Annotated in this window: 19 protein-coding genes and 3 pseudogenes; 6 read left to right on the forward strand and 16 right to left on the reverse strand. The window is 60.7% G+C overall.

Going from position 1 to position 24,362, the window contains the following annotated elements; translation table 11 throughout:
- Positions 1-342 precede the first annotated feature (342 nt).
- Positions 343-618: a metal/formaldehyde-sensitive transcriptional repressor gene (locus tag AC3WOY_RS25945; RefSeq protein ID WP_492420109.1), complete on the reverse strand. Its 276-nt coding sequence runs from the start codon at positions 616-618 to the stop codon at positions 343-345.
- Between the two features lie 67 nt (positions 619-685).
- Between AC3WOY_RS25945 and AC3WOY_RS25950 the strand changes: the two are divergent.
- The 3 genes and pseudogenes from AC3WOY_RS25950 to AC3WOY_RS25960 all read left to right on the forward strand — a co-directional run.
- A pseudogene (locus tag AC3WOY_RS25950) lies at positions 686-1,324 on the forward strand (cation diffusion facilitator family transporter); the annotation flags it as partial.
- A 154-nt stretch (positions 1,325-1,478) separates the two neighbouring features.
- Complete coding sequence (locus AC3WOY_RS25955; protein ID WP_492420111.1) at positions 1,479-4,421, forward strand: Tn3 family transposase; 2,943 nt, start codon at positions 1,479-1,481, stop codon at positions 4,419-4,421.
- Complete coding sequence (locus tag AC3WOY_RS25960) at positions 4,418-4,615, forward strand: hypothetical protein (RefSeq protein WP_492420113.1); 198 nt, start codon at positions 4,418-4,420, stop codon at positions 4,613-4,615. Before AC3WOY_RS25955 ends, AC3WOY_RS25960 begins: the two co-directional genes overlap by 4 nt.
- Before the next feature lie 15 nt (positions 4,616-4,630).
- Here AC3WOY_RS25960 and AC3WOY_RS25965 read toward each other — a convergent pair whose 3' ends face one another.
- From AC3WOY_RS25965 to AC3WOY_RS26020, 12 genes and pseudogenes are all read right to left on the reverse strand, one after another.
- A complete protein-coding gene (locus AC3WOY_RS25965; RefSeq protein WP_492420115.1) occupies positions 4,631-5,113 on the reverse strand; it encodes a ParB N-terminal domain-containing protein in 483 nt (160 codons plus the stop codon).
- Entirely contained in the window at positions 5,103-6,305 is a 1,203-nt protein-coding gene (locus AC3WOY_RS25970; RefSeq protein ID WP_492420117.1) for an aminotransferase class V-fold PLP-dependent enzyme, read from the reverse strand. The genes AC3WOY_RS25965 and AC3WOY_RS25970 overlap by 11 nt, the downstream gene beginning before the upstream one ends.
- 19 nt (positions 6,306-6,324) lie before the next feature.
- Complete coding sequence (locus AC3WOY_RS25975) at positions 6,325-7,080, reverse strand: ABC transporter ATP-binding protein (protein WP_492420119.1); 756 nt, start codon at positions 7,078-7,080, stop codon at positions 6,325-6,327.
- Positions 7,074-8,135 carry a FecCD family ABC transporter permease gene (locus tag AC3WOY_RS25980; RefSeq protein WP_492420121.1) on the reverse strand — a complete coding sequence of 354 codons (1,062 nt, stop codon included), beginning with the start codon at positions 8,133-8,135 and terminating at the stop codon, positions 7,074-7,076. The genes AC3WOY_RS25975 and AC3WOY_RS25980 overlap by 7 nt, the downstream gene beginning before the upstream one ends.
- Positions 8,132-9,328, reverse strand: a complete 1,197-nt coding sequence (locus AC3WOY_RS25985) for an ABC transporter substrate-binding protein (RefSeq protein WP_492420123.1) — start codon at positions 9,326-9,328, stop codon at positions 8,132-8,134. The genes AC3WOY_RS25980 and AC3WOY_RS25985 overlap by 4 nt, the downstream gene beginning before the upstream one ends.
- A gap of 27 nt (positions 9,329-9,355) precedes the next feature.
- Positions 9,356-10,549, reverse strand: coding sequence for an MFS transporter (locus AC3WOY_RS25990; RefSeq protein ID WP_492420125.1), 1,194 nt, complete (start codon positions 10,547-10,549; stop codon positions 9,356-9,358).
- A 60-nt stretch (positions 10,550-10,609) separates the two neighbouring features.
- Entirely contained in the window at positions 10,610-12,517 is a 1,908-nt protein-coding gene (locus AC3WOY_RS25995) for an IucA/IucC family protein (protein WP_492420127.1), read from the reverse strand.
- Between the two features lie 12 nt (positions 12,518-12,529).
- Positions 12,530-13,672 carry an NAD/NADP octopine/nopaline dehydrogenase family protein gene (locus AC3WOY_RS26000; RefSeq protein ID WP_492420129.1) on the reverse strand — a complete coding sequence of 381 codons (1,143 nt, stop codon included), beginning with the start codon at positions 13,670-13,672 and terminating at the stop codon, positions 12,530-12,532.
- A gap of 20 nt (positions 13,673-13,692) precedes the next feature.
- Positions 13,693-14,739, reverse strand: coding sequence for a PLP-dependent cysteine synthase family protein (locus tag AC3WOY_RS26005; protein ID WP_492420131.1), 1,047 nt, complete (start codon positions 14,737-14,739; stop codon positions 13,693-13,695).
- Position 14,740: 1 nt separating this feature from the next.
- Positions 14,741-15,577 (reverse strand): type III PLP-dependent enzyme domain-containing protein, encoded by an 837-nt coding sequence (locus AC3WOY_RS26010; protein WP_492429101.1) that lies wholly within the window; start codon positions 15,575-15,577, stop codon positions 14,741-14,743.
- Positions 15,552-16,157, reverse strand: a complete 606-nt coding sequence (locus AC3WOY_RS26015; protein WP_492429103.1) for a hypothetical protein — start codon at positions 16,155-16,157, stop codon at positions 15,552-15,554. Before AC3WOY_RS26015 ends, AC3WOY_RS26010 begins: the two co-directional genes overlap by 26 nt.
- 40 nt (positions 16,158-16,197) lie before the next feature.
- A pseudogene (locus AC3WOY_RS26020) lies at positions 16,198-18,430 on the reverse strand (TonB-dependent receptor).
- Positions 18,431-19,035: 605 nt separating this feature from the next.
- Between AC3WOY_RS26020 and fur the strand changes: the two are divergent.
- Positions 19,036-19,449, forward strand: a complete 414-nt coding sequence (fur, locus tag AC3WOY_RS26025) for a ferric iron uptake transcriptional regulator (protein ID WP_492429111.1) — start codon at positions 19,036-19,038, stop codon at positions 19,447-19,449.
- A 220-nt stretch (positions 19,450-19,669) separates the two neighbouring features.
- Here fur and AC3WOY_RS26030 read toward each other — a convergent pair whose 3' ends face one another.
- Both AC3WOY_RS26030 and AC3WOY_RS26035 read right to left on the reverse strand, forming a co-directional pair.
- Positions 19,670-21,157: a tyrosine-type recombinase/integrase gene (locus tag AC3WOY_RS26030; protein ID WP_492420137.1), complete on the reverse strand. Its 1,488-nt coding sequence runs from the start codon at positions 21,155-21,157 to the stop codon at positions 19,670-19,672.
- Positions 21,158-21,159: 2 nt separating this feature from the next.
- Positions 21,160-22,110 (reverse strand): DNA-binding protein, encoded by a 951-nt coding sequence (locus AC3WOY_RS26035; RefSeq protein ID WP_492420139.1) that lies wholly within the window; start codon positions 22,108-22,110, stop codon positions 21,160-21,162.
- A 311-nt stretch (positions 22,111-22,421) separates the two neighbouring features.
- On the opposite strand from AC3WOY_RS26035, the pseudogene AC3WOY_RS26040 reads away from it, so the two are divergent.
- Positions 22,422-22,745, forward strand: a pseudogene (locus AC3WOY_RS26040) (cation transporter); the annotation flags it as partial.
- A 35-nt stretch (positions 22,746-22,780) separates the two neighbouring features.
- On the opposite strand, the gene AC3WOY_RS26045 reads toward AC3WOY_RS26040, so the two are convergent.
- On the reverse strand, positions 22,781-23,785 hold the full coding sequence (locus tag AC3WOY_RS26045; protein WP_492420140.1) for a site-specific integrase: 1,005 nt from the start codon (positions 23,783-23,785) through the stop codon (positions 22,781-22,783).
- A 185-nt stretch (positions 23,786-23,970) separates the two neighbouring features.
- Between AC3WOY_RS26045 and AC3WOY_RS26050 the strand changes: the two genes are divergently transcribed.
- Positions 23,971-24,362, forward strand: a 392-nt coding sequence (locus tag AC3WOY_RS26050; protein ID WP_492429105.1) for a DNA-binding protein, incomplete at its 3' end; no start/stop codon positions are given.

The raw sequence follows: 24,362 nt of genomic DNA on the forward strand, positions 1-24,362 counted from the left end.
CACCTTTCGCAGCAAACTGCCGGCCGCATTATCCTGGAACTGGATGGCTTCCTTCATAGCGCTACACGGTGCCGTCGTGGTGCCAGCCGCCTTTCCACTTGATGTCGTGGAATTGGGCACCGGAGCGGTGCGCACTCGTGGCCATTCCCTGGTGCAGACTGTGATCGGAAAGCTGCGACACTAGCTGAACCGGCTTTGCACATGCCTCCAATATCGCCTTGACCCGCCCGTATGCAGTGATTCAACGAAAACGCAAGACCACCAGATAGCTGAATTATGGTCGCCTCTTCACTCGGCAGCGACTTGCAGGAAATTCGGAAGAAGTTGCACGTTAGGCCAGCACTACTTGAGATAGGATTTGAGCACGGCGACTACCTGTTCCAAATCCTCATTTCGCTGCCTTGATGAAACAGCATCCGGACCGAGGTGTTCCCGGATATGTCCCTCCAGTACCTCTGCCATCAGGCCGTTCACCGCCCCCCGAATCGCGGCGATTTGCTGCAGTATGGCGACGCACTCAGTCTCATGTTCCAGCGCCTTCTCCAATGCCTCCGACTGCCCCCCAATGCGGCGTACGCGGGTGAGCAAATGCTTTTTCGTTTTGATGGTGTGTGGCATGGCGCTCTTAGTGCAGCAAGGTATAGTGGGGTATAGTATATTGATTTGCGGTAAAGGACACCATTCAATGCATTCTTCTTCTGTTGAGGACTGGCGCCACTCCCACGTTTTTGACGGGGGCAATCCGCTGGCCGAGAGAAATACACGCTGGGCAGTTATGCTGACCGTCATCATGATGGGTGTCGAAATTACCAGCGGCTGGATGTTTAATTCAATGGCGCTGCTGGCCGATGGTTGGCACATGAGTTCGCATGCCTTGGCGCTCGGCTTGTCCGTGCTCGCTTATGGAGCGGCGCGGCGATTCGCCCATGATGCGCGGTTTGCCTTTGGTACCTGGAAGATAGAGGTGCTGGGCGGCTACACGAGCGCGCTCTTCTTGGTCGGGGTTGCCGGACTGATGTTGTACCAGTCGATTGAGCGATTGATCGCGCCGACGCCGATTCACTACGACCAGGCTATTGCGATTGCCGTGGTCGGACTATTGGTCAATCTCGTCTGCGCCTAGCTACTCAAGGATGTGCATGGTCACGAGCATCACCATGCACATCACGATCACAAATCCCACAACCATCATCACGACTTGAATCTGCGCTCCGCGTATCTGCACGTCGTGGCCGACGCCGCTACCTCGGTTCTGGCCATCGCGGCGCTGTTTGGCGGAAAACTCTGGAGGGCAAGTTGGCGGGATCCACTCATGGGGTTCCTTTGATTTCCGTGCACTATACGACGGTTGCCACCTCTAGCATTCATGCGGGTTCCAGCGGTGTGCGTCGCAGCATTCCCTTTTAAATCAATCACTTGCTGTTTGTCGTTTTCGACAGGTATGATGGCGCGCATTGTTCTTTTCGCCAAGAATAACAATGGACCACTGGCACGCCTCTTACCTCGGCCTGCGTCACATCCCGCCTGAACTCAACGAGTTCGAACTCAACACGTTCTTCACATTTTCCTCCAAAGAGCGCGTCCTGATCGACGAAAGGCGCCGCGACCTGTACCGCCTGGCTCTGGCCCTGCATCTCGGTTTCGTGCGCATGACCGGCCGCACGCTCGATGCGTACCGGCAGATCCCGAAGGCACTGTGGACGCATCTTGGCGAACAACTGGGCATCGCGCCGCCCGAGATCGGCACGCTGCGTTCGCTGTACGACACCCGGCCGCGCACGTTGATCGACCACCAGCAACTCGCGTACCAGGCGCTCGGCTTTGCCGCCATGACCGAGCACCAGCGCCGCTACCTGGTGCGCTGGCTGAAGGAAACGCTGGTCGGCCGGCCTGACACATCGACACTGCTCGCCCAGGTCAAGTGCTGGCTGTACGAGCACCGCATCCTGATCGCGCACGACCGCCTGCTCAAGCGCTTGATTGCCGAGGCGATCCGCAGCCATGAGGCGTTCCTGGAGAGGACGCTCATGCAATCGGTTGGCGATACCACGATCGCTGAGTGGGGCCGGCAGCTCGCCGCGCCGGAGGGCGAGCACGGCAGCCTGCAGCAATGGCTGTGGGCGGTACCGCTGAAACATTCGACGGTCCAGATGGCCGAACTGTTCGACAAGATCGACCGGCTCTACGCGCTGAAGGTGGCCGCGGCCTGGCCGGCGGACGTGAACGAGACCCTGGTGCGCCATTACGCGCGCCGTTGCGCGAACCGCCCGCCGTCGGTCAGCAAGCGCATTCAGTCGCAATCGCGGCGGCTGGAAGCCGCCTGCTTCATGCGCTATGCACTGTGCTCGGCGACGGACCAGCTGCTGGCGATGTTCCGGCGCTGGGCGATCGACGTCACCAACGAGGCCGGCAGGCAGGTCGACGCCGGCCGCCCCGATCTCAAGAAGCAGCTGTGTGGCTTCGCCGAGGCGGTCAAGGCACTGGCGCTGGACAAGACCCTTCCTGCCGACGAGACGCTGGACAAGATTGCCGATCTGGCCGACCAGACGCTCAAGCAGCATGCGCCGAGCCGCCGCAGCCTGATCCGCCTGCAGCTGATGACCAAGAGCGCCCAAGCGCGCGCCATGCTGCACAAGCTGGTCAAGCTGCCGTTCGAGGCGGAGACGCAGCATCCCGTGATCGACGCGATCAACATCCTGCGCCGCCTGTACGGTCCGAACGGCGGCAACGAGCTGCCGGCCGACACCGAGACCAAACTCGGGCGCGTGTGGCGCGAGCTCATCCACGGTAAGGACCGCGTCGAGGCGTTGCGCGCCTTCGAGTGGGCGACGATCTCCGCGCTGCGCATGGCATTGCGCAACGGCTCGGTCTACGTCGACCACAGCTTTTCATTCCGCAGCCGCGCGACGCTGCTCATTCCCGAGGACGAATGGAAAGCCAAGCGCAACCACTACTACGGCCATCTCGAACTGCCGCAGGACCCGAAAATCTTCCTGGCCAAGATCGTCGGCCACCTCGACCAGGGCCTCGAACGCCTGCGCGACGCCTATCTGCGCGGCGAGGTCCGGATCGAGGACGACGGCGTGCACAACGAAGCGCTCGTGGCCGAAGACAAGAAGCCGCATCTCGACGCCCTGCGGCGCGCAATCTTCGAGGACCGGCCGGTCGGGCAACTCCCGAAGATCATCCTCGACATCGACAGCGAGGTACGGTATTCCTGGATGCTGCTGGGACGCGAACCGCGCTCGCGCAGCGAGTTGCTGCTTGTGTACGCCGCCGTCTTCGCGCACGGCACCTCGCTGTTGGCCGCCGATATTGCGCGCATGATTCCCGAATTGAAGCCGGCGGCGATCCGGCAGATGATGAAGCTGGTCGCCGACGAACGGAAGCTGCGCGAGGCGGCCGACGCTGTGCTCGGCTTTATGCACCGCCATCCGATCGCGGCCCATTGGGGACGCGGCGACTTGGCATCGTCCGACATGATGAGCCTGGAGACGACGCGCACCATCTGGCAGGCGCGCGCCGATCCGCGCCGGCGCACCGCCTCGATCGGCATCTACACCCATGTGCGCGACCGCTGGGGCATCTTTTACGACATGCCGATCCTGCTCAAGGAGCGCCAGGTCGGCGCCGCCATCGAGGGCGTCGTGAGGCAGAGCGGCACCAATGACGTCGCCCAGCTCGCAGTCGACACCCATGGCTACACCGATTTCGGTATCGCCGTGGCCAAGGGCTTGAAATTCGACCTGTGCCCGGTCCTGCAGCACATGCGCGACCGCTACCTGCATGTGCCGGTCGGCCACCTGGTGCCGGGCGAAGTGCTCCCCGTGGTCGCCGGCGACGTGAACCTGCACGCGATCGAGGCGATCTACGACGAATTCGTGCGCGTGGTCGCGTCGATCCAGAGCGGCCGCTGCACCGCGGTACAGGCCTTGCAGCGCTTCGGCTCGGCCGCCCGCGGCCAGGACGTGTACGACGGCGGCGTGCAGCTCGGGCGCCTGCTGCGCTCGATCTTCCTGATCGACTATTTCACCAATCCGGCGTTCCGGCGCGAATTGCGGCACGCCCTGAACCGCGGCGAAGCGGTCCATGCGGTGCAGCGCGCCGTCCACACAGGCAAGATCCCGACCGAGCTGGCCAAGCGGCCGGAGTCGCTGGCGGCCGTATCGTCGAGCCTGTCGCTGCTGACGAATGCCCTGATGGCGTGGAACACGCAGCACATGCAGCGCACCATCGAACGGATCGAGACGGTCGGCGGCGAGAAACTGTCACCGGAAGACCTGCGCCGCATCGCGCCGACCAACCTAGAAGGTATCAACCTACGCGGAACGTTCGAGTTTCCGCTGGCGGACTATGCGCTGCGCATCTTGCCCAGCAGTGCGTCCATCCCACTGGAGACAACCAGGACACGGTCAATGTGATGGCATCCATGCAGATCGGCGCTACTCTCTCAATCGACAGTCATGGCATGGATGCCCGCTTCGGCTTGTGCCGCGCGAGCGACGCGCTTACCGGCGGTACCGCTCCGCAAGTCGAATCGATGCTGAAACCCAGCAATTGCAACTGCTTCACGCGTACGGTCAACGCCAGCCGTAGCGTGAGCCGCTCCTATTAAGTTCTTGCCAAAAAGTCAATTGCGAGCCCAGCTACGGCAGCAACGATTTCTTGACAAAATCGCTACATCGTTCTCGGGAGCGAACGCCTTTTCTCGAAGTACTGCCAAGGGCACGTCGGTTTCCGGCAGGACCGGTGCAAAGTGATGCCTGGTTGTTTTATAAGGAAGTATTTCTTTGTTGAACAGAATTGAACGAAAGATGTGGTCGACGGAGAACGGCTCCGCAGTCCACCAGTTCACGACCGTCACCCTGGGATCCCGGTAACTCAGCAATACGCATGGTAAATAGCGTAGTCCCAGAATCTGCGCCGCGCGTATTCTATGGTTGCCATCCATGACGATACCGGTTTCGCGTTCGACCGGGACCGGTGTGGTCCATACATCGGCATGCTCGATGGCGGTTGCGAGAATCTGTACGGCCTCCGGATCGACTTGTTCGGATGGAAGGAAGAAGGTGATCGGCTTGATGGCGATGCGGTAGGATTCGTTATTGAGCACTTGCCTTCCCCTTGAAAAATAGATCGATCGCTTCAGCGATCGTCTCAATTTCTTGCTCGGTGTTGTAGGCATGGACTGACGCACGCACGACTTCGTGCAATCCGCGCGCATGCATGTCCAGCATGGTGGAGCGAAAAGTGGATGTGGTCACATTGATGCGCTGCGGCTGCAAGGCAAGCATCCGCTGTAACTCTTTCGGTTCGCGATCCTTGACAGTAAATGTCACGATACCCGACTTCACCAGACCGCCGTCGCGAATCCTCACTCCGTCGATTTCCGCAAGCCTTGCGCGCAGTCGATCGGCAAGCGCCTGAATGCGCAGCCAAATCGCGTTGACACCTAGTCCCAGTGCGTAGTCGACGGCCGCTCCCATCCCCAGTTTGGCGGCGATGTTGCACTCCCAGTTCTCGAAGCGCCGCGCGTCGTGGCGTATCTCGAACTTGTCTGGCGATTGCAACGTCGCTGCATGCAGATGGAGGAAAGCCGGCTCGAGCTGCTGGCACAAGTCCTTTTCGACATAAAGAAATCCCATGCCACGCGGCCCGCGCAGATACTTGCGGCTGGTGGCCGAGAGCATGTGACAGCCGATCTTCTTGACATCGATCGGCAAGTGGCCGACTCCCTGGCAGGCATCGACCAAGAACCATACACCGGCTGCCCTGGCGATCGGTCCGATCGCGCCGATCGGTTGGATGGGGCCGCCATTCGATGCGATAAATGGCAGTGAAATGAGCTTCACGCGCTTGTCGTTCAACATCTCGCGCAATGCACGCACGGATACCTGTCCCTGCTCGTCGTTTGGAATGATCCTGATCTCAATTCCCCGATTCCGTTGCAGCTGAAGATACGGGATATAGTTGCCGGCATATTCCGTCGTCGAGGTTAGAATGACATCCCCCTTCGCAAGTGGAAGGGAATAGAACACCATATCCCATGCGCGCGTCGCATTCTCGACCACGGCGATCTCGTCCGGATGCGCGTTGAGCATGCGCGCGACCGAACCATAGACTTTTTCCAGGCGGTCGCCTGCCGCATCCGCAGCCTCGTACCCGCCGAGGCGGCCTTCCAACTCGAGGTGGTCAATGACTGTATTCAGCACGACGCGAGGCATCAGGGCGGCCCCCGCATTGTTGAAATGAATGGCCTCATTTACTCCTGGCGTGTCGGCCCGCAGTTGCGCTACGTTGAGCATCCGTTCCTCGATCTGAAATTCAAACAACGCCGTCGACAATCACGTGCCCAACCCCCATCGAGCAGCACTCGATGCGGGCATCGATTCTGTACACTTCGCGCAGCATTCTCTCCGTGATAACCTCGCGGGCTAGGCCGCTCGCCCTTGCAGTGCCGCTCGCGATCACGAGCGTCTGGTCGGAAAATCGCAACGCTTGGTTGAGATCGTGGATGGCGATGAACACAAGCATCCCCTTCTCCCTGGCCAAGCGCCGCATGAAATCGAGCACCTGGATCTGCCGGTGCAAATCGAGCGCACTGGTGGGTTCGTCCATGAGCAGGATTTCCGGTTCGCGCGCAAGTGTCTGCGCGATCGACACCAGTTGACGCTGTCCTCCGCTCAGTTCGCCCAGGTTGCGAAACGCAAGGTCGGCGATACCGAGTGATGCCATGGTGGCATCAATTACCTTCAGATCGTCGTCATGCACCGCCCAGCTTGGCGTCTGCTGCTTGCGTGCCAAAAGGACAGATTCGTAGACCGTCAGTCTCGCATTGGCGTTGATTTCCTGCGGCATGTAGCAGATCCCGTCGAGCCCCTTGCGAGAGCCTTCGAGATGAATGTTACCCGGCCCTTTAAGCAGTCCGGCCAAGCGCTTGAACAATGTCGACTTCCCCGCTGCATTGGGGCCGATGACCGAAACAACCTCCCCGCCGTGGAATGCGGGGGTATTGATTCCGGAAATGACCAAGTGTCGCCCGTAAAGCGCACCGATATTTTCCAGTCGTAGTCTCACCATGCGTTCCTCTTGCTGCCAAGAATGAGCGAAATGAAGAACGGCACACCGATGAGCGACGTTACCACCCCGATCGGGAAGATGGCGCCTGGCATCAGGGTTTTACTCACCACTGAGCTCAGCGAAAGTACAAGCGCTCCAGTCAGCAACGAAGCAGGCAGGAAAAAGCGCTGGTCTTCCCCGATCAGCATGCGGGCAATATGCGGCCCCACGAGACCGACGAAACCGATCGTGCCAACGAAAGCAACCGGAATCGCGGCCAACAGGCTGACCATTACCAGGGTCTGGAACCGAAGGCGCGGCACATCGACCCCGAAACTGGCAGCCTTGTCGTCTCCCAAGCGCAGCGCAGTCAATGCCCAAGCCCGGCGTGCAAAGATCGGCAGCGTGACCGCAATGACGAGACAGGTCACGGCCAGCTTCGGCCATGTGGCCTTGGTCAGGCTACCCATGGTCCAGAACACGACAGCGGCAACTGCCTGTTCAGTCGCAAAGTACTGGACGAGTGCAAGCAGGGCATTGAAGGTAAACACCAGGGCAATCCCCAGCAGCACGACCGTTTCGGCGGTCACGCCACGGCGCATCGAGAGCAGATGGATCAACAAGGCGGACAACATTGCCATCGCAAATGCATTGAGCGGGACGAGGTATTCAGTCGCCACCGGGAAAAGCTTGACCCCGAAAGCGAGTCCCATTGCAGCGCCGAAACTTGCGGCGGCTGAAATGCCCAGCGTGAAAGGACTTGCCAGCGGATTGTTCAGTATCGTTTGCATCTGGGCGCCGGCGAGCGACAGCGCAGCGCCAACGACGATCGCCATCAGGGCGACGGGCATGCGGATCTCCCACATCACGACCCTTACCTGCAAGGAAGTGCTGTCGGGAAGAAACAAGGCGCGCACGACTTCGTCGAGGCTGTACCGTGCTGGTCCGAGCGCCAAGTCGAGCAGGAGGCTCAACAGCAGCAGAACGATGAACGCCGCAATCAGCAGCCGCTTGCGCCTGACGATTGCCCGATAGACGGTGCGCTGCCCGCTTTCCGTCAAACAGACCGCGCTCATTGGTGGGCCTCCATCTTGTTTTTCAAGCTCACGAAGTAACCGGGCCTGTGTTCAAAGGGCAGAAAGCGCTGATGCAGTTCGCGGAAGGTTGCATCCGGGTCGAGGTCGGGGAAGAGCGTCGGATGGAACCATTTTGCAAACTGCTGGATCGCGACGAACTGGTAAGGACTGTTGTAGAACTGGTGCCAGATCGCGTGAAATTCCTGATTCCGGTTCGCCTTGATACCCGCATAAGCCGGCCGCTTTGTGTAGGTTTCGAGTTTTCGCGCCGCTTCCGTCAGGTCTGCACCCGGTCCGACTCCTACCCAGCTTCCGCCCGGCACATACGCTTCCCAGTTGGCGCTGGTGACCACCACCTGGTCGGGATTGACCGCCACGACCTGTTCCGGATTCAACTGACCGAACGTGCCGCGAATGACGTCCTTGGCGATGTTCACGCCGCCGGCCATCTCGACGAACTTGCCGAAGTTTTCATGTCCAAAGCTCAGGCAGCAGTCCTGGGTATATCCGCCAATCCGTTCGATGAATACCTTCGGGCGTGTCGGCTGGCGGGCCTGGATGACGTCGGTGACGCGTTGAATCTGCCTAGCGCGGAAGGCAATGAACTCCTCGGCGCGCTGCTCCTTTCCGAACAGTTTGCCAAACAGCCGCATGGTCGGCTCGGTGTTTTCGATCGGATAGTGGCGGAAATCGATGTAGACCACCGGGATACCCAGTGCGCCGAGCTTCTCGATGGTACGCGCGTCCTGGCTGGCGCGTTCGGCCTCGATGTTCAGGAAAACGACATCGGGCCTTTGCGCAATCGTCTGTTCGATATCGACCGTGCCGTCTTCAAAGCCGCCGAAGGTGGGAATGTCGGCGATCTTTGGAAACTTTTGCAGATACAACGCGTAGGTATCCGGATCGGCCTGGATCAGGTCCTTGCGCCAGCCGACGATGCGTTGGATCGGATTATCCGTATCCAGCGCCGCAACCAGATACAGCTGGCGCCCCTCTCCCAGGATAACGCGTTGTACGGGCACGCGGACCTGCACCTGCCGCCCGAGAAGATCGGTTACCGTGACCGTGCCGGGTGCGGCGTCGGCAACGGCCTCACCTCCCTTTGCCGGATTAAAAAAGAAGAAGAATCCGGCGAGAAGACAGACCGGTACGAGGAGAATGAGGGCTACGGCCCAGCGACGTTGAAATGCCATGATAAAGACTCTTGCGAATGAAAAGGATTACTGCCGCGTCATGCCGGCGGGTTGAATCACAGCGTGTCCCCGTCTCATGGCCAGCGCGGCAACCGCGGCCATGGCGTAGAAAAACGCAACGAAGAAGTAGGTGTATTCCAGCCCGACGGCCTGACTCAGCCAGCCACCCAGCACAATGCCGCCGATCGATGATAATTGCGATGTGCTGTACGCGACGCCGAGGATATAGCCCTGCCGCAGGCTGCCAGCCACCCTGGATATCTGCGACATCAATACCGGCGTGGTCGCTCCCAGCAGGATGCCCCAGGCGAAATGCACGCCGATAAATACGCCGATATTGCGCGTGGCGCCAGCGACCGCCGTCAAGCCTGCGCAAGCGCCGGCGATGCAAGCGATCCAGCGGATCGTCTCGGACAGGGATTTCTTCTCGAAATGCTTCGCCCACATCGCCGCCGACAGAATGAAGCCCAGCGCGAGCAAGCCGTAGCACAAGCCCACCACCCAGTTGCTCACATCAAAGATCGAGCGGACATACAGGGAGAACGGGGTCTGGGTAATCATACGGCTCACGAGCAGTATGCCGATGACGCCAAGCAGGCCAAGAATGGGCGGCGAGCGCCAGGTGAGCAGCGCGCCGGCGTCCGCCGGACCGACGGCCGTTTGCGCGGCTGCTGGTGCTGCCTTCGCTGCCGGTGGTACGTTCGGCAATATCAGCCACGCGGCCAAGGCACACAAGGCGCACAGGGCCGATGCAGCAGCATTGATCCAGAAAAAGGTCGTGTAATCGAGAATCAGGCCGCCGACGACCGCACCGGCGAGTGATCCGACATTGGTCGATACCTGCAGGTAGGCGAACAGGCGGGCCCGGCGCGACGGCGATTCGATGGTGACTCCATAGGCTTGCGCAGGGGCGATGTATCCTGCGCAGGCGCCCTGGACGAAGCGCAGCGCGAGGATCATCCAGATATCGCTCGTGTAGGCCAATGCCAATTGGGTCAGGGACAAGCCGAGCAAGGCCCGGATCATCATCGGCTTGTGCCCGAACCGGTCGCCGATCCTCCCCCAGAATGCGCCGGTCAACACGATGCCGAGCATCGGCCCCACGTAGACTGCAATGCCGGCAAAACCTAACAAGAGCTCAGAGGCGTCGAGCGACTTCAAATGAAGGGGCCAGAAGGGGCCGCTCATTTCCATGGCGCCCATGGAAGTGAGCTGAATCACGAAGAGAACGTGAATCAGACGCGACGCTTGGCTCGGCGCTATGGCGGCGTTCGACATCGGTCAGATCCCGCCGTCCGCCGATACCAGCGGGTTGGGCAGATCATGCTGCAGACGGTAATTGGAGTACTTGAGCAGATGCATTCGCAGTACCGAGCGCGTCGGCCAGGGCTGCTCGAGAAACGCCTCTCGCTCCGTTGCCCATAGCGCCTGGGATACCCGCGGTGCCAGCACGTCGAAGGCACCCGCCGTCTCTTCACGCAGGATTTCCCACAGGCGAGCCGAGCCGAGTTCATACTCGCGCGTCAGCAGCATCGCCAGTTCGTGCAGGTGACAGACGAAGCAGGCATCCAGCACGAAAGTGCGAACCGGTTCGATATCGTCGGTGAAGACGGTAGGGAGAATTCCTGGATGGACATAGGGCTCGAGCCCGTATCCACGCTCGGAAAGCAGAGGCGCATAGGTGCGGCCATCCCCGAAATCCCGTATCAGAAGGCTTCTTGGCGTCCCATCTGCGGCGAACAGCACGGAAGTGTTCTGCTGATGCGCTTCAAGTCCGATTCCGTAGAGCAGATAGATGGCGATCACTGGACGCGTAACTGCTCGCGCATACTGCTTGAACCAGGTTTCCACCACTTCCGGAGCAGGACGAGTCCCATTGCGCTCGATCAGTTCCGTTACGAGCGGCCTGCCGTTCGCAGGCGAACCGGTGAATAACGCAGCGACCGTGACTGGAAGAAGGCCATCGGTCCGCTCGAAGGCATCCCGGCTCGCGCGATACGCGACCGACAAATGGCGCCCGGGCCGGTCTTCCTGCTTCACCGCATGCTTGTAGTGGAATGCCACTTCTTCCGGGAAGATGTCGAGCGCCTTGCCGAGTTCCTTGTCGGCGGCAAGAATGCTTTTGATCACCGTGCTGATGCGCGGCCCCATATGGATCGATTTCGCCTGCAGGCTGCGCTGTTCGCTCGTGAGCCACAACGCAATGGGCAGTTTGATGAACGGGGCGGCTTCAGGCTCCTGCGGCATCATGGTCCGGAACGACATGGTCGGCAGCGTCTCGACGTCCGGGCCATCCAGGATCAAAATGCCCTCCTCAATCTCTGCGGCATACTCCTTCCCCACATAATTTTCGAGGTGCCAGGAATGGATAGGCAGCGGAAGCCAGTCCCGTTCATTCAACCGTTTCGCGTTCAATCCGTCTTTCCAGCTGTTCCACAAGTCGGGAAAGTTGTCGGCGAACCAGTCCTGGTAACTGTGTACGTGGGGCATGCGTTCGATATAGGCCATGTCCGCACGCAAGGACGCGATGCGTACCCGGACCTTCGCATTGAACTCCGGCGACAGCAGGGCCACTTCCTCGGGGCTCAGGTCCGGCTTGGATTTCCAGGTCGGGTAGAACGGGTGGCCTTCGAGCGAACCCCATTGGTCCAGCAGCATCGCGGCGTCCTTGATGGTGGCGTGCTTGTGCAGGTAATCCGCAAGGCCGCCGGCACCGGCGGAATCGATGAGTTTGTTCAGGTCCGCAGCCCACGCATCCCGGTGGATACGGGCAAGCGCATCGTTGGCGATACTGTTCTCGATATCCGCCTTCAGGCCGGCAACGCCTTCTTCGCTGAGGGAAAAATCGAAGCAGGGGCGCAGCAGATCGATCAGTTGATCGGACGTGTCGATGGCAGTGCGCGCACCGCTGGATTCGATGAGGGTGATGGCTCCACGGTTGATGAAGGTATCCGCAGGCGCCGCCCACAGGTCTTCGAAGAAAACGAGCGCGTGCTTGTGCCAGAGTGGAAACCATGCACAGCATCCCTGAGGAGCGAATATGAGCAGGCTCTTGTCGAGGATTTTCTCGGCGAACAGGCAGCGGACGACGCGCCGCAAGGCATTGCGGTGTGCGAATGCCAGCGCGTCATTCTTGCGCTCCACATAGAAAGCGCTGTCGGGTTGCAACAAAATCGGATTGGTTTTCATAGGATAGAGGTGTCAGGCTGGCCAGGTTTCGGGAAAGTAGTCGAGCGCGGACCCGCGCAGACCACCCATGTAGGCGACATTCCAGTTGAATATTTCTTCGATATGCGGGACATTCAGATTCAGCCGCTTCGCCATCTTGACGAGCAGCGCGAGACCGTAGGCCACGTCCTCATGGAATGCGCGGCTTTCCTTGTCGATGACGTAGCCGGCATTGCCGTCCGCAGGCACCAGCGGCGCCTGGATCTCGTCATAGGCCCGGTTGGTTCGCAATACCGACAGCATCGTGCCGTGATCGCGTATCTGGTCTTCGTAGGCCTCGATGATTTCCTGCTTCAACGGCTTCACCGAAGACAGGTCCACGCCCAGGCGCTGCTCGATGGCCTTGCAAAGAAGCTGGCTCTCTTCGTCGCTGCGTTCCAGGAAGTACGCGCCCAATTCGGGGCAATCGGTCCACCAGCAGATGGGCGACGAAAACGTCTTGTTGTGCCACTGGCCGTATGGCCCGACCAGCCCGTATACCACCGAGGGGTGCATGATCGGGTTGCCGGGCGTGAGGGTGATTTCCAAGTAGTGGTTCAGCAGCTCGACGGGAGATTCGTACAGCCGCTGCAAATGTGCCAGGAGGGTTTGGCGCGCCGCTTCGGTCTCGCGCACATGCGTCCCGATGTAAAGCGTGCTCTTTGCCCCGCCCATCTTGACCGACACGCCAGGCGTCAGGTCGTAGGCAGTATGGGGCACGTCCTTCATGCCCCAGATGACGGCATTGGGCCGCTCGGCCAGGGCCTTCTCCGCCAGCCAGTCGAAGCCGCAGAAGCCGGGAATCGCTCCCACATAGACGGGCTTGTGCGACGGCAGGCTGGATGCGATCGACTGCAGCAGGTCCGGCCGCGCCTGCGCCGGCACCGTGATGACGACAACATCCGCGTCCGCCATGATGCCTTCCGGTTCACGCGCGACGGCATCCAGGCGGGCGTCGAGCGTTTTCCCGTCTGGCAGGATTGCCGTGACAAGGCCTTCGTCACGGCAATGCCGGTCAATCACGTCCTGACGGCTCGTGAGCAGGGATACGCGCACGCCGGGAAGCTGCTTGAACAGCACGGCATTCAGGTGCCCGGTTCTGCCCCCGCCGCAAACGACCACGTTCAACGGCTTCATCCTGCAATCCCTTTCCGGAGTCATGCCACGCTCAGACGTGGGACCGCGCGCGGCGCTGGTTCGCTCACGCTTTCCTGGGATAGCCAGGCGTCGAGACTCTCCCAGATACCCGGATCCAGCAGGTTGCGCTCTTTCAGCCAGTCCTCATTGAACACGGTGTGGAGATATTTTTCTCCGCCATCCGCCACCGCGGCCACAACATTGCCGCCAATCAGTCCGCTGTGAATGAATTCCAGCGCCTTGTAGATGACGCCACCCGTCGAACCGCCCACGAGCAGCCCGGTGTGTTTGGCGACATACCGGGCTGTCTCGAAGGCCTGCGAATCGGTGACCTGCACCCCCATGTCGATGCAACTGTAGTCGAGCACCAGTCCGACGGTATCGCCCTTGGGCGTGCCGGTTCCCGATTGATAATAGGGGCGGCCCGGCTGGCCGAACACGATCGAGCCGTCCGGCTCGACAGCGATTGTCTTGGTGTGGGGATTATGCAGCTTCAGTCCGCGTGCGATCCCTGTCATCGATCCGCCCGTTCCGACGCAACCGACATAGGCATCCACGGGGCCGCCGATCTGCTCGATGACTTCCCGTACAAAATCGAAATATCCGCCGGCATTGGCGATATTGTCCGACTGGTTCATGAACACGGCGCCCGGAATCTGGCTGGCCAGTTCGGCGGCCATGCGCTGGCGTTCGACGACGGCAACTTCGTCCTCCCGATAGTCTCCTGCGACGTAACGGATCTCCGCGCCGAGTGCGCGCATCACGGCGATCTTGTCCTGGGCCGCATGGTGGTCGACCACCGCGATGAAGCGCAGGCCGAATTCGATGGCCGTGATGGCAAGGCCGATCCCGGTATTGCCGGAAGACGACTCGACAATCACGCCACCCGGTTTGAGGCGCCCGGATTTGAGCGCCGCAATGACCATGTTGCGAGCCATCCTGTCCTTGATGCTGCCACCCGGATTGTTTTTCTCGATCTTGAGCAGCAACCTGGAGTTCTTTGCAGGAATCGGAATGCTCAGGATAGGGGTATTGCCGATCAAATCAGTCACTTTGTTCAGAATCATCTCAATTCTCCGTACTATCGTCAGGTGAAATAGTCATCTTTCCAGCTGCGTCGTAAGCGGCGGCAATCCTCCGCGGCATCGGATGACGGTGAAATTCGTTCTCCAGCAAGTCCATCTGGTAACCGGCCGTGTTGGCATACACGAGCAGGTCGCCGGCCTCCGGCATCCTGTCGAAGCCGATCAGCCGATTGGTGATGACGTCGTCGTCGAGGCAGCTGTGCCCCGCGATATAGGCCTGACCTGGCGCTGCACCGTTGTCGCCGGATTTCTCTGTCGCCACGAGTATCGGGTCGACCAGGAATTCGGAGGCGAACCAGGTTTCGCACGCGCTGAAGCTGCTTCCTTCGACGAAAATCACATGGTTTCCCGCTGCCAGCGGCTTCACGCGGGTAACCTTGAATACGGAAATGGCGGCCTGGTCGGCGAGGCTGCGCCCCGGTTCGAGCGCCAGAGTGAGATCCATCGCGTTCAGATATTCGGCGACCGACTGGCCATCCGCGCACGGCGACTTCAGCAGGCGGTCCAGCCATTCGCAGGCGCCGATGCGTCCGCCATAGGGATAGAAGGATTCGGGTACCTTGCCGTTGCGGTAATGCTCCTTGCACGGGTATTGCAGGAACGCCTCGTACTCGTCGCTGTCCACATACCGGATCGGCAGTCCGCCGCCGATGTCGATCATCCGCGGGCCGAGGCCCAAGCCGCGCGCCGCATCGATATAACGGACAAGTTCGCGCAGCGCCTGTGCCCGCGTTTCATGCGCATAGCCGCCGAGATGGAAATGGAATCCCTCGAATGCAAACTGCTTCCTCGCCTCAACGAGGCGATGCAGGCATCGCATGAGATCCTCTCCCCATCCCGAACCGGCTCGCGCGGGAGGCGTCGGGACGATACCGGAGAAGAATCCGCGCCCGGCGATCCGGTGCGAGCCTGCGGACGGATTCTTCCAGTTCCGCAAGCTCTTCGGCGGAATCGATCGAAATCAGTGCGCCGTTGGCGATCAGTTCGGCATGGAACGCCGCCGTCTTCGCCGGGCCGGTTGCGCAGAGTCTTGCCGGATTCGCTCCGGCACGCAGCGAATCCCTCATTTCATGGATGCTGGACACGTCCACGCCGATGCCGGATTCCACGGCGGCGCTGACCAGCGCCTGCGACTTGTTGACCTTCGCGCCGTAGAAGATCTCGAATCGCACCTGATGCGCGCGCAATACGGAACGAAACGCTTCCACGTTTTGCTTCAGGATATGCGGCCAGACAATGTTGAGCGGCGATCCATATCGGTCGGCCAAGGCCAGCAGCGTCTCCGGCGAGGAATGGACAAGGTCGGCGATCGACCGGTCGAGTATGGGCTTGAGCGACATCGGCTCCCGGATCTGTATCCGTCCCATGCCTGTTTCGGTCAATGGCTTGTCGCTTCGCATAGGCCGCCTCCCTTTTCCAGTATTGCGATTGCAGGTGGGATCAGAAATCCACCGAGGCGGACAACAGCACGGTACGCGGCGCCCCCTGCACGAAGCCGCCCCACGATGCCACGCCCGACCAGTAGTCGCGGTCAAATGCATTGAGGAGATTGGCCCGGAAGGTCGTGGATTTGCCGGCGACCTTGGTGGCATAACGCGCGCCAAGATCAACCTTGGTCCACGCGGGAAGGCGTGCCGTGTTCGCCTGGTTGACGTATTGCTTCCCGGTGTATGCAATGCCGCCGGTCAAGGTGAGTCCGGTTACCCAAGGCGTGTCCCATTCGGCGCCAACGTTGGCTTGCACCGACGGCACGCCGATCGGTGTCTTGCCGAGCGTGGCGGCGCTGTTGGTCTTCGTCAGTTCCGCATCGATCAGCGTCACGCCGCCAAGCAGCCTGACGCCGCGGGCTGCCTCACCCAGCACGTTGATCTCCAGGCCGCGGTTGCGCTGCTCGCCATCGACGCCGAAGACGTTGCCGGTCATCTGTCCGCTGGGCTTGGCGATCTGGAAGAGGCTCACCGTGGTCATCACGCGGCCATGATCGAACTTGACGCCGATCTCGTGCTGCTTGGCCTTGTACGGCGCGAAGACCTCGCCCGCATTGGCCGCCGTCGACGGGGCGGTATCGCCCTTGCTCAGCCCTTCGATGTAGTTGGTGTAGAGCGAGACGTTCTGCCAGGGTTTGAAGACCAGGCCGACCGGGGGGTGACGGCGCTCTTGTCGTAGGAAGAAGTGACCGCGCCGGTGGTCGGATTGAAATTGTCCGACTCGACCTGCTGGTGACGCGCTCCGAGGGAAAGCAGCACGCGATCGTTCAGCATGGACAAGGTATCGGCGAGCGCAACACCGGAAAGCTTCGTTTCCGAGATTTTCGATACCAGAGCCGGCGCCGCGACAGCCTGGCTGGGATATGCCGCCGGCGTATAGATGTTGGAGGTTACCGCTGTGCCGTTTCTGGAACCCCGATCCAGCTGATCGCGATAAGTGCTTGCCTGCAGCGTGACGGTATGGCGTACCGCCCCGGTATCGAAGCGGGTACGCAGGCCGGCGTCGGCGGTCGACCGTTCGATGTCGAAGATGAAGTGAGCGGGGGTCGTGCGTACATCGCCGGCCGCATTCAGAATCTGCGGGCCTCCGAAAAGACGGTTAACGTCGGTCTGACTGCCGCCGGCGTTGGCGAACAGCGTCAGCTTGTCGTTCACGTCATATTCGGCGCGCAGCAAGACCGACTGGTCATCGATCTTCGCCCATTCCCATGCCTGGGAGACATTGCGGCGGCCGTCCGGCGCGTCGGGCACGGCGACTCCCGCCGCAATGGTAAACGGGCGCGAGGGAGCATCGAAGCGCTCCGCTGATCGATCACATCGAGCGATGCCCGCAGCCGTTCGCCCTGGTAGTCGAGCGCCACGGCGCCGACGGTCGCTTTCCGGGACTGGTTGTCCACCGGCGTGTCGCCCTGGTGATGACTGCCGTTGAATCGCACGCCGAACTGGCGATCCGCGCCGAAGCGCCGGCTCACATCGAGATGGCCGCCACCCTGGGAGCTCGATGCATAATCGGCCGTGAACCGCGTGAGGTCGGTATTCAACGCGCGCTTGGGAACAATGTTGATGACGCCGCCGATGCCGCTGTTCGGGGACATGCCGTACAGCAGTGCCGCGGGCCCCTTGATCACCTCGACGCGCTCGACATAATCGGACAGCACGCGGAAATTGGGCGCCACGCCGTATTGCCCGTCAAACGCGATTTCGCCCAGGTTGCCTTCGCCAATCGGAAATCCGCGAATGAAGAAGGCGTCAAGGATGCCGCCTGTCTGGCCGGTCGCGCGCACTGACGCATCCTTGGCCACAACATCCGCCACAGTGGCGGCCTGCTGGTCCTGGATCATCTGTGAGGTATAGCTGCTGATGCTGAACGGCGCCTTCATGGCGTCCGCGTTACCGAGCAGCCCCAGCCGTGCGCCGCGCGCAGCTTGGCCGCCGGCGTAGGCCTGCGGAAGACCGCCGGACCGCTCGGCGCTCACCTTGATCTCGGAGAGTGTTCGCGCGTCTTCAACCGCCGCCTGTTGCTCCCCTTGCTTGGTCTGTGCTTGAGCAGCAAATCCGGTCACCAGCATGCCGGCGAAAGCCATGCGCATGGCAAACGCCAGCGGTTTGAGAAGCATGGCACCGGTATCAGGCGAAGAGATGGAAGGGCGAGTTATGGAGTCGGGCTGAGGCATCGCTAACATGATTGGCTTTCTTGAAGTACGAATAGGCGTGACGATTACGGCTCCCGGTCAGGACACAGTAAACATGACGAATGCAAGAAAACGCCGACCATGACGGCACCCATCAGTCCGGACGAAGCAACGGAACAGACGGAGGCAAACGGGAAGAGCGTGTTGCCAGCCGATCACGGGACGCGTAGTGCATACCCTTGCAAGCATCATTGACTGGCTGCTTTCCGAAGACAGGAAAGCTGGCTGGCTGAACGGACTACTGGATATATGACTGAAACAGCAGGTTGTTACCTGTTCGACATGACATCCATTGACGCCATCATAAGTCAAATGAGAATCATTTGCAAATAATAATTGTTCTCATCTAAACTTCAAGCTTCGATAGCTGCGAGACTTGCGGGAAGTTATCCATGTGCGCCTGTAACTGGTGATTGGTGATGCAAGAATTTCTGAAAACCAAACTTGTCGTTGAGTTGAACTGCATTTCACCCCATTCGACATGCACTCTGATGGCGTTGACAATGGACTATCCGTCCTGGCGCAATAAACTGATGCTGGTAACAAGAAAAAATGAGAAGAAGCCCTTTGGAACAAAAGCGGTTTTGATGAGCGCGCAAATGGACATACCCAAAGAACTACGCGACTCCGGTCTGAAAGCGACATTGCCAAGATTGCGTATCTTGCAGTTATTTCATGAACGCCAAATCAAACATCTGTCTGCAGAAGAGATTTATCGTTTCTTGCTGGACGAAAAAATCGATGTTGGACTTGCCACCATTTATCGCGTATTGATGCAGTTCGCCGAAGCGGGCATTCTCAGTCGTCGCCATTTCGAGTCCGGCGCAGCGGTATTCGAACTGAATGAGGGGCACCATCACGACCACCTGATCTGCACATCGTGCGGTAAAGTGGAAGAATTCGTCGATAACGAGATCGAGCGCCGTCAGGAAGAGATTGCGAAAGATCTCGGCTTTGTGCTTCAGGAACATTCGCTTTCCCTATACGGCATTTGCTCGACTTGCACGAAATAAGCCGAAAATCCCGCATATTGACCTGGACCGTAGCGATGCCCATCACGTCGTGCTGGCCATCGAAAACAAATGCGACGTGTTCCTGAGGTGCGATGAAAGCGCGATACTTAAGTATCATAAGGAAATCGAGCATCCTTTCCCGTCAATGAAGCTGATGCTGCCGTCCGAACCAATATCCAGTGGCTTGCTGGAGAAATCCTGAAATCACAGGCGAGCGGCACTATTTGCTTCCATCGGCAAAACTCCCCTCCACGAATGCCCGAAGCAGGGACAGGTCCGTCTTCGCGTAAGCGGCCGTCGTCTGTACCGACGCGTGTCCGAGCAAGGCTTGCGCGACCGGCAGAGGCACCTGGTGGTCGACCACCAACGCTTTGGCATAGGCGTGGCGCAGCCAGTGCGGCGACGCGGCGCGCAGCAGCACCGCTCGCGCCGGGTGGTCCGCCTGCAGGCCGGCGGCGACCGCCGCGAAGATTGCCTTCACCTCGGCGTACAGCCCGCCTTCCTGGAGCGAGCCGCCCTTGAAACCGTGGATCAGCGGCAGCACCTCGTGCGCGGCCGGATCCGCCGGCAGCCCGCGCGCCAGACGATAGGCGGCCAGCGGCCCGACTGCCACGGCCGGCAAGGGAATGGCGCGAGGCTTGTCGCCCTTGCCATGCACATACAACGTCCATTGTCCGCCGTCTTCGACCTCGACGCGCGGCAGATTGGTGTCGATCGACCATGCCAGCTCCGCCAGGCGCACGCCGCCATAACGGTACAGCGCCCAGATGGCGCGCCGGCGCAATGAGGCAATGTTATCTGCGCCGGACGACATCGCGGCCATCCAGGCATCGCACGCGGCGAGCGCCGCCGGCGCCAGAAAACGCTGCGGTGAAAATCCGGTCCGCGCCTGCGTTCCGGTCACGAGACCCGCGGCCGGGTTCGCAATCAGGTAGCCGGTCTCGAACCAGTATTGGTACAGGCTCGCGACCACGGCCAGCGCCCGCGCCAAGGTGCGTTCGCCAGGCGCCGTCGCGCGCTGCCGCCCGGTTGGCGTGACAATGGCGTGCGCCGTGCGGAGGTGATCGCGGTAGGCAAGTAGATCGTTGCGCGTGAGGTCGGACAGTGGCCCGAGATGCCGGTCGCGGCACCATCCGATCAGTCGGCGCAGATCGGCCGCGTACGCGCGCAGCGTGTGACGCGACCGGTTCGCGAGCTCGCGCAGGAACAGCGCGACGGCCTGGGCGTCGTCGAAGACCGCCAGCGTGTTCGTCGCGGCGTCACGGTTCACGAACCGGCCGCTCCGGAATAGCCATGCAACCAGCGCACCTGTATGGTGGGGCTCGATCGCGGCCAGGCACGCGTTCCCGCTATCGACGTTCTGCAGTACCGACATCGAGCCGTCCATGCGCCGGAAGCGCCGGCGGTGCGCGTGCAGCAATCGCTCCAGGACATTCTCCGGTTCCGGCGCGTCGACGGCAGCCGCTGTGCGGAGCCGGCCGCCTTCCCACCACTCGACGGCGTCGGGATAGTCGAGCAGCAGCTCGAACACGACCGGCTTGGCGGCTTTCGCCTCGCCGAACGACGGGAAGACTTGCTTGATCCGGGGCAGCGTCCACCGTTCGTAACAGGCATGGCCGAGCACATGGGTCAGGTAGGCGAGCGCGGCGTCGACGGTCTCCGGCAATGGTGCCGGCGGCGTGACGCCGTGGTCGAGCCAGCACTGCATGGTCAGCCTCCCTTGCGTCGCGGCGCCGCACGCTTGCCGCTGGGCTTCTCGGCCGGCGCGGCGGCGCGCTGTTTCGGCACCGGCGTCTTGGCGATCGCGGCACGCATCAGCTCATCGAGCTGCGCCCGCTGGCTGGCGTTGATCGCTTTCAGCGCATTCGCTTCGCCGACAGCCACCTGTCGCTTGTCGCGCTCGGCCGCCGCGTCAGCCTCGGCATGCGCGACCGCTTCTTCCAGCGTCGCGATGCGCCGTTCGGCGAATTTCATCTGTGAGGCGATGCGGCTTTGTTCCTGCTGCAGTGCTTGCCGCTGCTGCGCGGTTTCTTGAAGCAATTGCTTGGACAATCCGTCGTAACGCTGCTGGGCGGACGCCAGGCTTTCCGTATGGGATTGTGCCAGGGCGGCGGCGTGCAGGCGCGCCGCCCGTAATTCCGCCTGAAGTGCCTCCTGGCTTTCCTGGAGCGATGCCAGCTGCATGTTGGCGGCGGCCGAATCGGTGCGCGCCTGCGCCAGGTCGGCATCGCGCGCCGCCAGGAGGCCGCGCACAGCGTCCAGTTCTTCGCGAAGCATGTCGACCCGCAAGCTCGATTCGGTCAAGGTCGCCTGCGCCGCTTCGACGGTCTGCCTGGCCTCGGCCTTGAGCTTGACGACGTCGTCAAGCTGGACCGCTACCGCGGCGTGCCAGAGCTGACGCATCTGCTCGGCGATCTCGGCCGGGATGTCGGGCAGCGCGATGTCGGTCAAACCGGCTGTCACGATTTCGGATTCGACCGCGTTGATCGCGCGGCCGAGCGTGGCCGGGTCACCGCCGCCGAGGCGGTCCTTGAGCTTGCGCACTGACACGATGCGGCGGAAGCGCTCGCCCGTTGCGGGCGCGGCGTCGTGCGCCTCGGCGAGCATGGCGAGGATCGTGGAGCGGATTTGGTCGGGTGTGGCGATGGCGGCGCGCGGCATGATGGGCTCCGGATGCGGGGAGTCGGCGCTAATCTTACATTCATTTATAACGTTACGTAAGCCATAAACGTTAGATATGTGGATGCCTGGATCCGACGATAACAATTATTATCGTGGTAAAACTGACGGCAGAAACCGGAGGGGCGACGGCCAGAAGTGCCGAAACGTGATGTGCGCAGGGCGAGAATTGGCGAGGTAAAAGACCCAGACAGCAAGTGCCTGATTTAAAAAGGATTTGCGAGAGACGATCGGCTGGAACCCGCATGAATGCTAGGGGCGGCTACCGTCGTAAAATGCACGGAAATCAAAGGGACCCCCTCATGGGTATTGTCGGCGCAGGACTGGTTGCGGTTTGGGCCTATGGGTTACTGCGGGACTCCGGACGTGTGCTGCTCGATGCCGAGATGAATGCTCCTGTCGTGGCTGAAATCAGAGAGGTAATTGAGGCCAGCCCAATCAAGGCCGATATCTGTGATTTGCATGTGTGGCGTGTTGGCAAGGGCAAATACGCCTGCATTCTTGCTCTAGCGACCATGGATGAGGTCGAACCCGACTACTTCAGGCAGCAGCTGCGCATTCACGAAGAACTGGTTCATATCTCGGTTGAAGTGAATCGCCGTCGACCATCAACGTAACGCCCTAACTAACGCACCCTGGATTCGCAATAGGTTCATGGCTTGCGTCGCAATAGAATGCGCGCTGCATTTTCTTCAAACTGGCCCGCCTCCTCAATATAACCCTGGACAGTGCCATCGTGGCGCCAGCCGCCTTGCCGCTTGATATCACGGAAGTCTGCACCGGCACGGTGCGCACTGGTGGCCATGCCACGACGCAGGCTATGACTGGAGAGCTGCGGGGCATAGTCTAGTTGAAGCAGCGTTGCGCACGTCGCCAGTATGGTGTTGACGCTCGCTTCGTGCAATGCTTCGGGGCCGAGCTCGCCCCATTTAGTGATCGGACGGAATAGCGGTCCGGACGTAATGCCGGCGGCTGCCAACCAAGCGCGCAGCGCGCTGGCTGGGCAACAAGGGCCGCTGCCGTAGGGAATCGCCTTGACGATGCCTCGACCCTGCTGATCGGTTTTCGAGCGCGGCAACGTGATGACGATGCCTTCCGGCTCCCACACTATATGAGGGATTTCCAGAGCCACTATTTCGCTGCGGCGAAATCCACCGAAATAGCCGACCTGCAGCAGGGCATTGTCGCGCTTGGCTTTCAAGGTGTCGAGGCTAGCCAGATGCACAGCGATACGATCCAGATCTTCCAGCGGCAGCGCCTTGGCCTTCTTTTTCGGCTTTCCGTGCACGCGCTCTATGCCGGCCAGTGTTTTGCGCACGGTCGGCGTCGACGCCGGATCGGCAAAGCCTTGGTGAAGGTGCCACTGCGACAGCGCGGTCAGCCGCAGTGCCAGCGTGCGGGGATTCAACGACGCCGCATAGGCCAGTAGATACCGGATCAAAGCCGGCTCATCGCAGGGCAGCACACCGCCCCAGGCATGGAAATGACGAATCGCCGATCGGTAGGCGCGGCGAGTGTTCTCGGCCGTGGCGGCGGCTAGAAACGCGCGGTGCTGTGCAGTCAAATCGCCATCTATAACTGTACCTGCGTTACGAACAACGATTTCCTGAGCTACCTCGATAGATGAATTTGGGGGAAGAGGCGGATTTTCAGTCATGCAATTTTGTCGCTCAAATTCGAGATTTGTACCAGCGAGTTACTAAGCATAGCATGCAGCGGCCATCATAACCTGCGATAATCCTTCTTATCGCGCCTTTTAAATTCAAACTTTCAGACTGTCTTTATCGTTATATAAGATAATATTACGTGACACGTAATACATAACTTTATTTCGAGGTCTTGATGGCACGCGCCGGCATTCTCTATTCCCATGTCGCCCAAGCGGCGGCAACGCTGCTTCAAGACGGCAAAAATCCCACCGTCGACAGCGTGCGCGAGGCGCTGGGTAGCACCGGCAGCAAGAGCACCATCGCCCCTTTCCTAAAACGCTGGAAAGCCGAACAGCAGGATGCCATCGCCGAAGCCGAATCCGGCTTGCCGGCGCCCCTCCTGCAAGCCGTAAAGGGCTTGCACCAGCACATGCAGGCCGAGGCCAGTCAACAGATCGAACAGGCGCGGCAGGCACATGGCATCGCGATGGGCGAGGCTGCTGAACGGGAAAAGCAACTGCGCACCGGACACCAGGCAGCGCTGGCCGCCAATGCCGCTTTGACCGAGGAATTGGCGCGCGCAAG

The organism is Noviherbaspirillum sp. FW303-A3, from assembly GCF_058788695.1.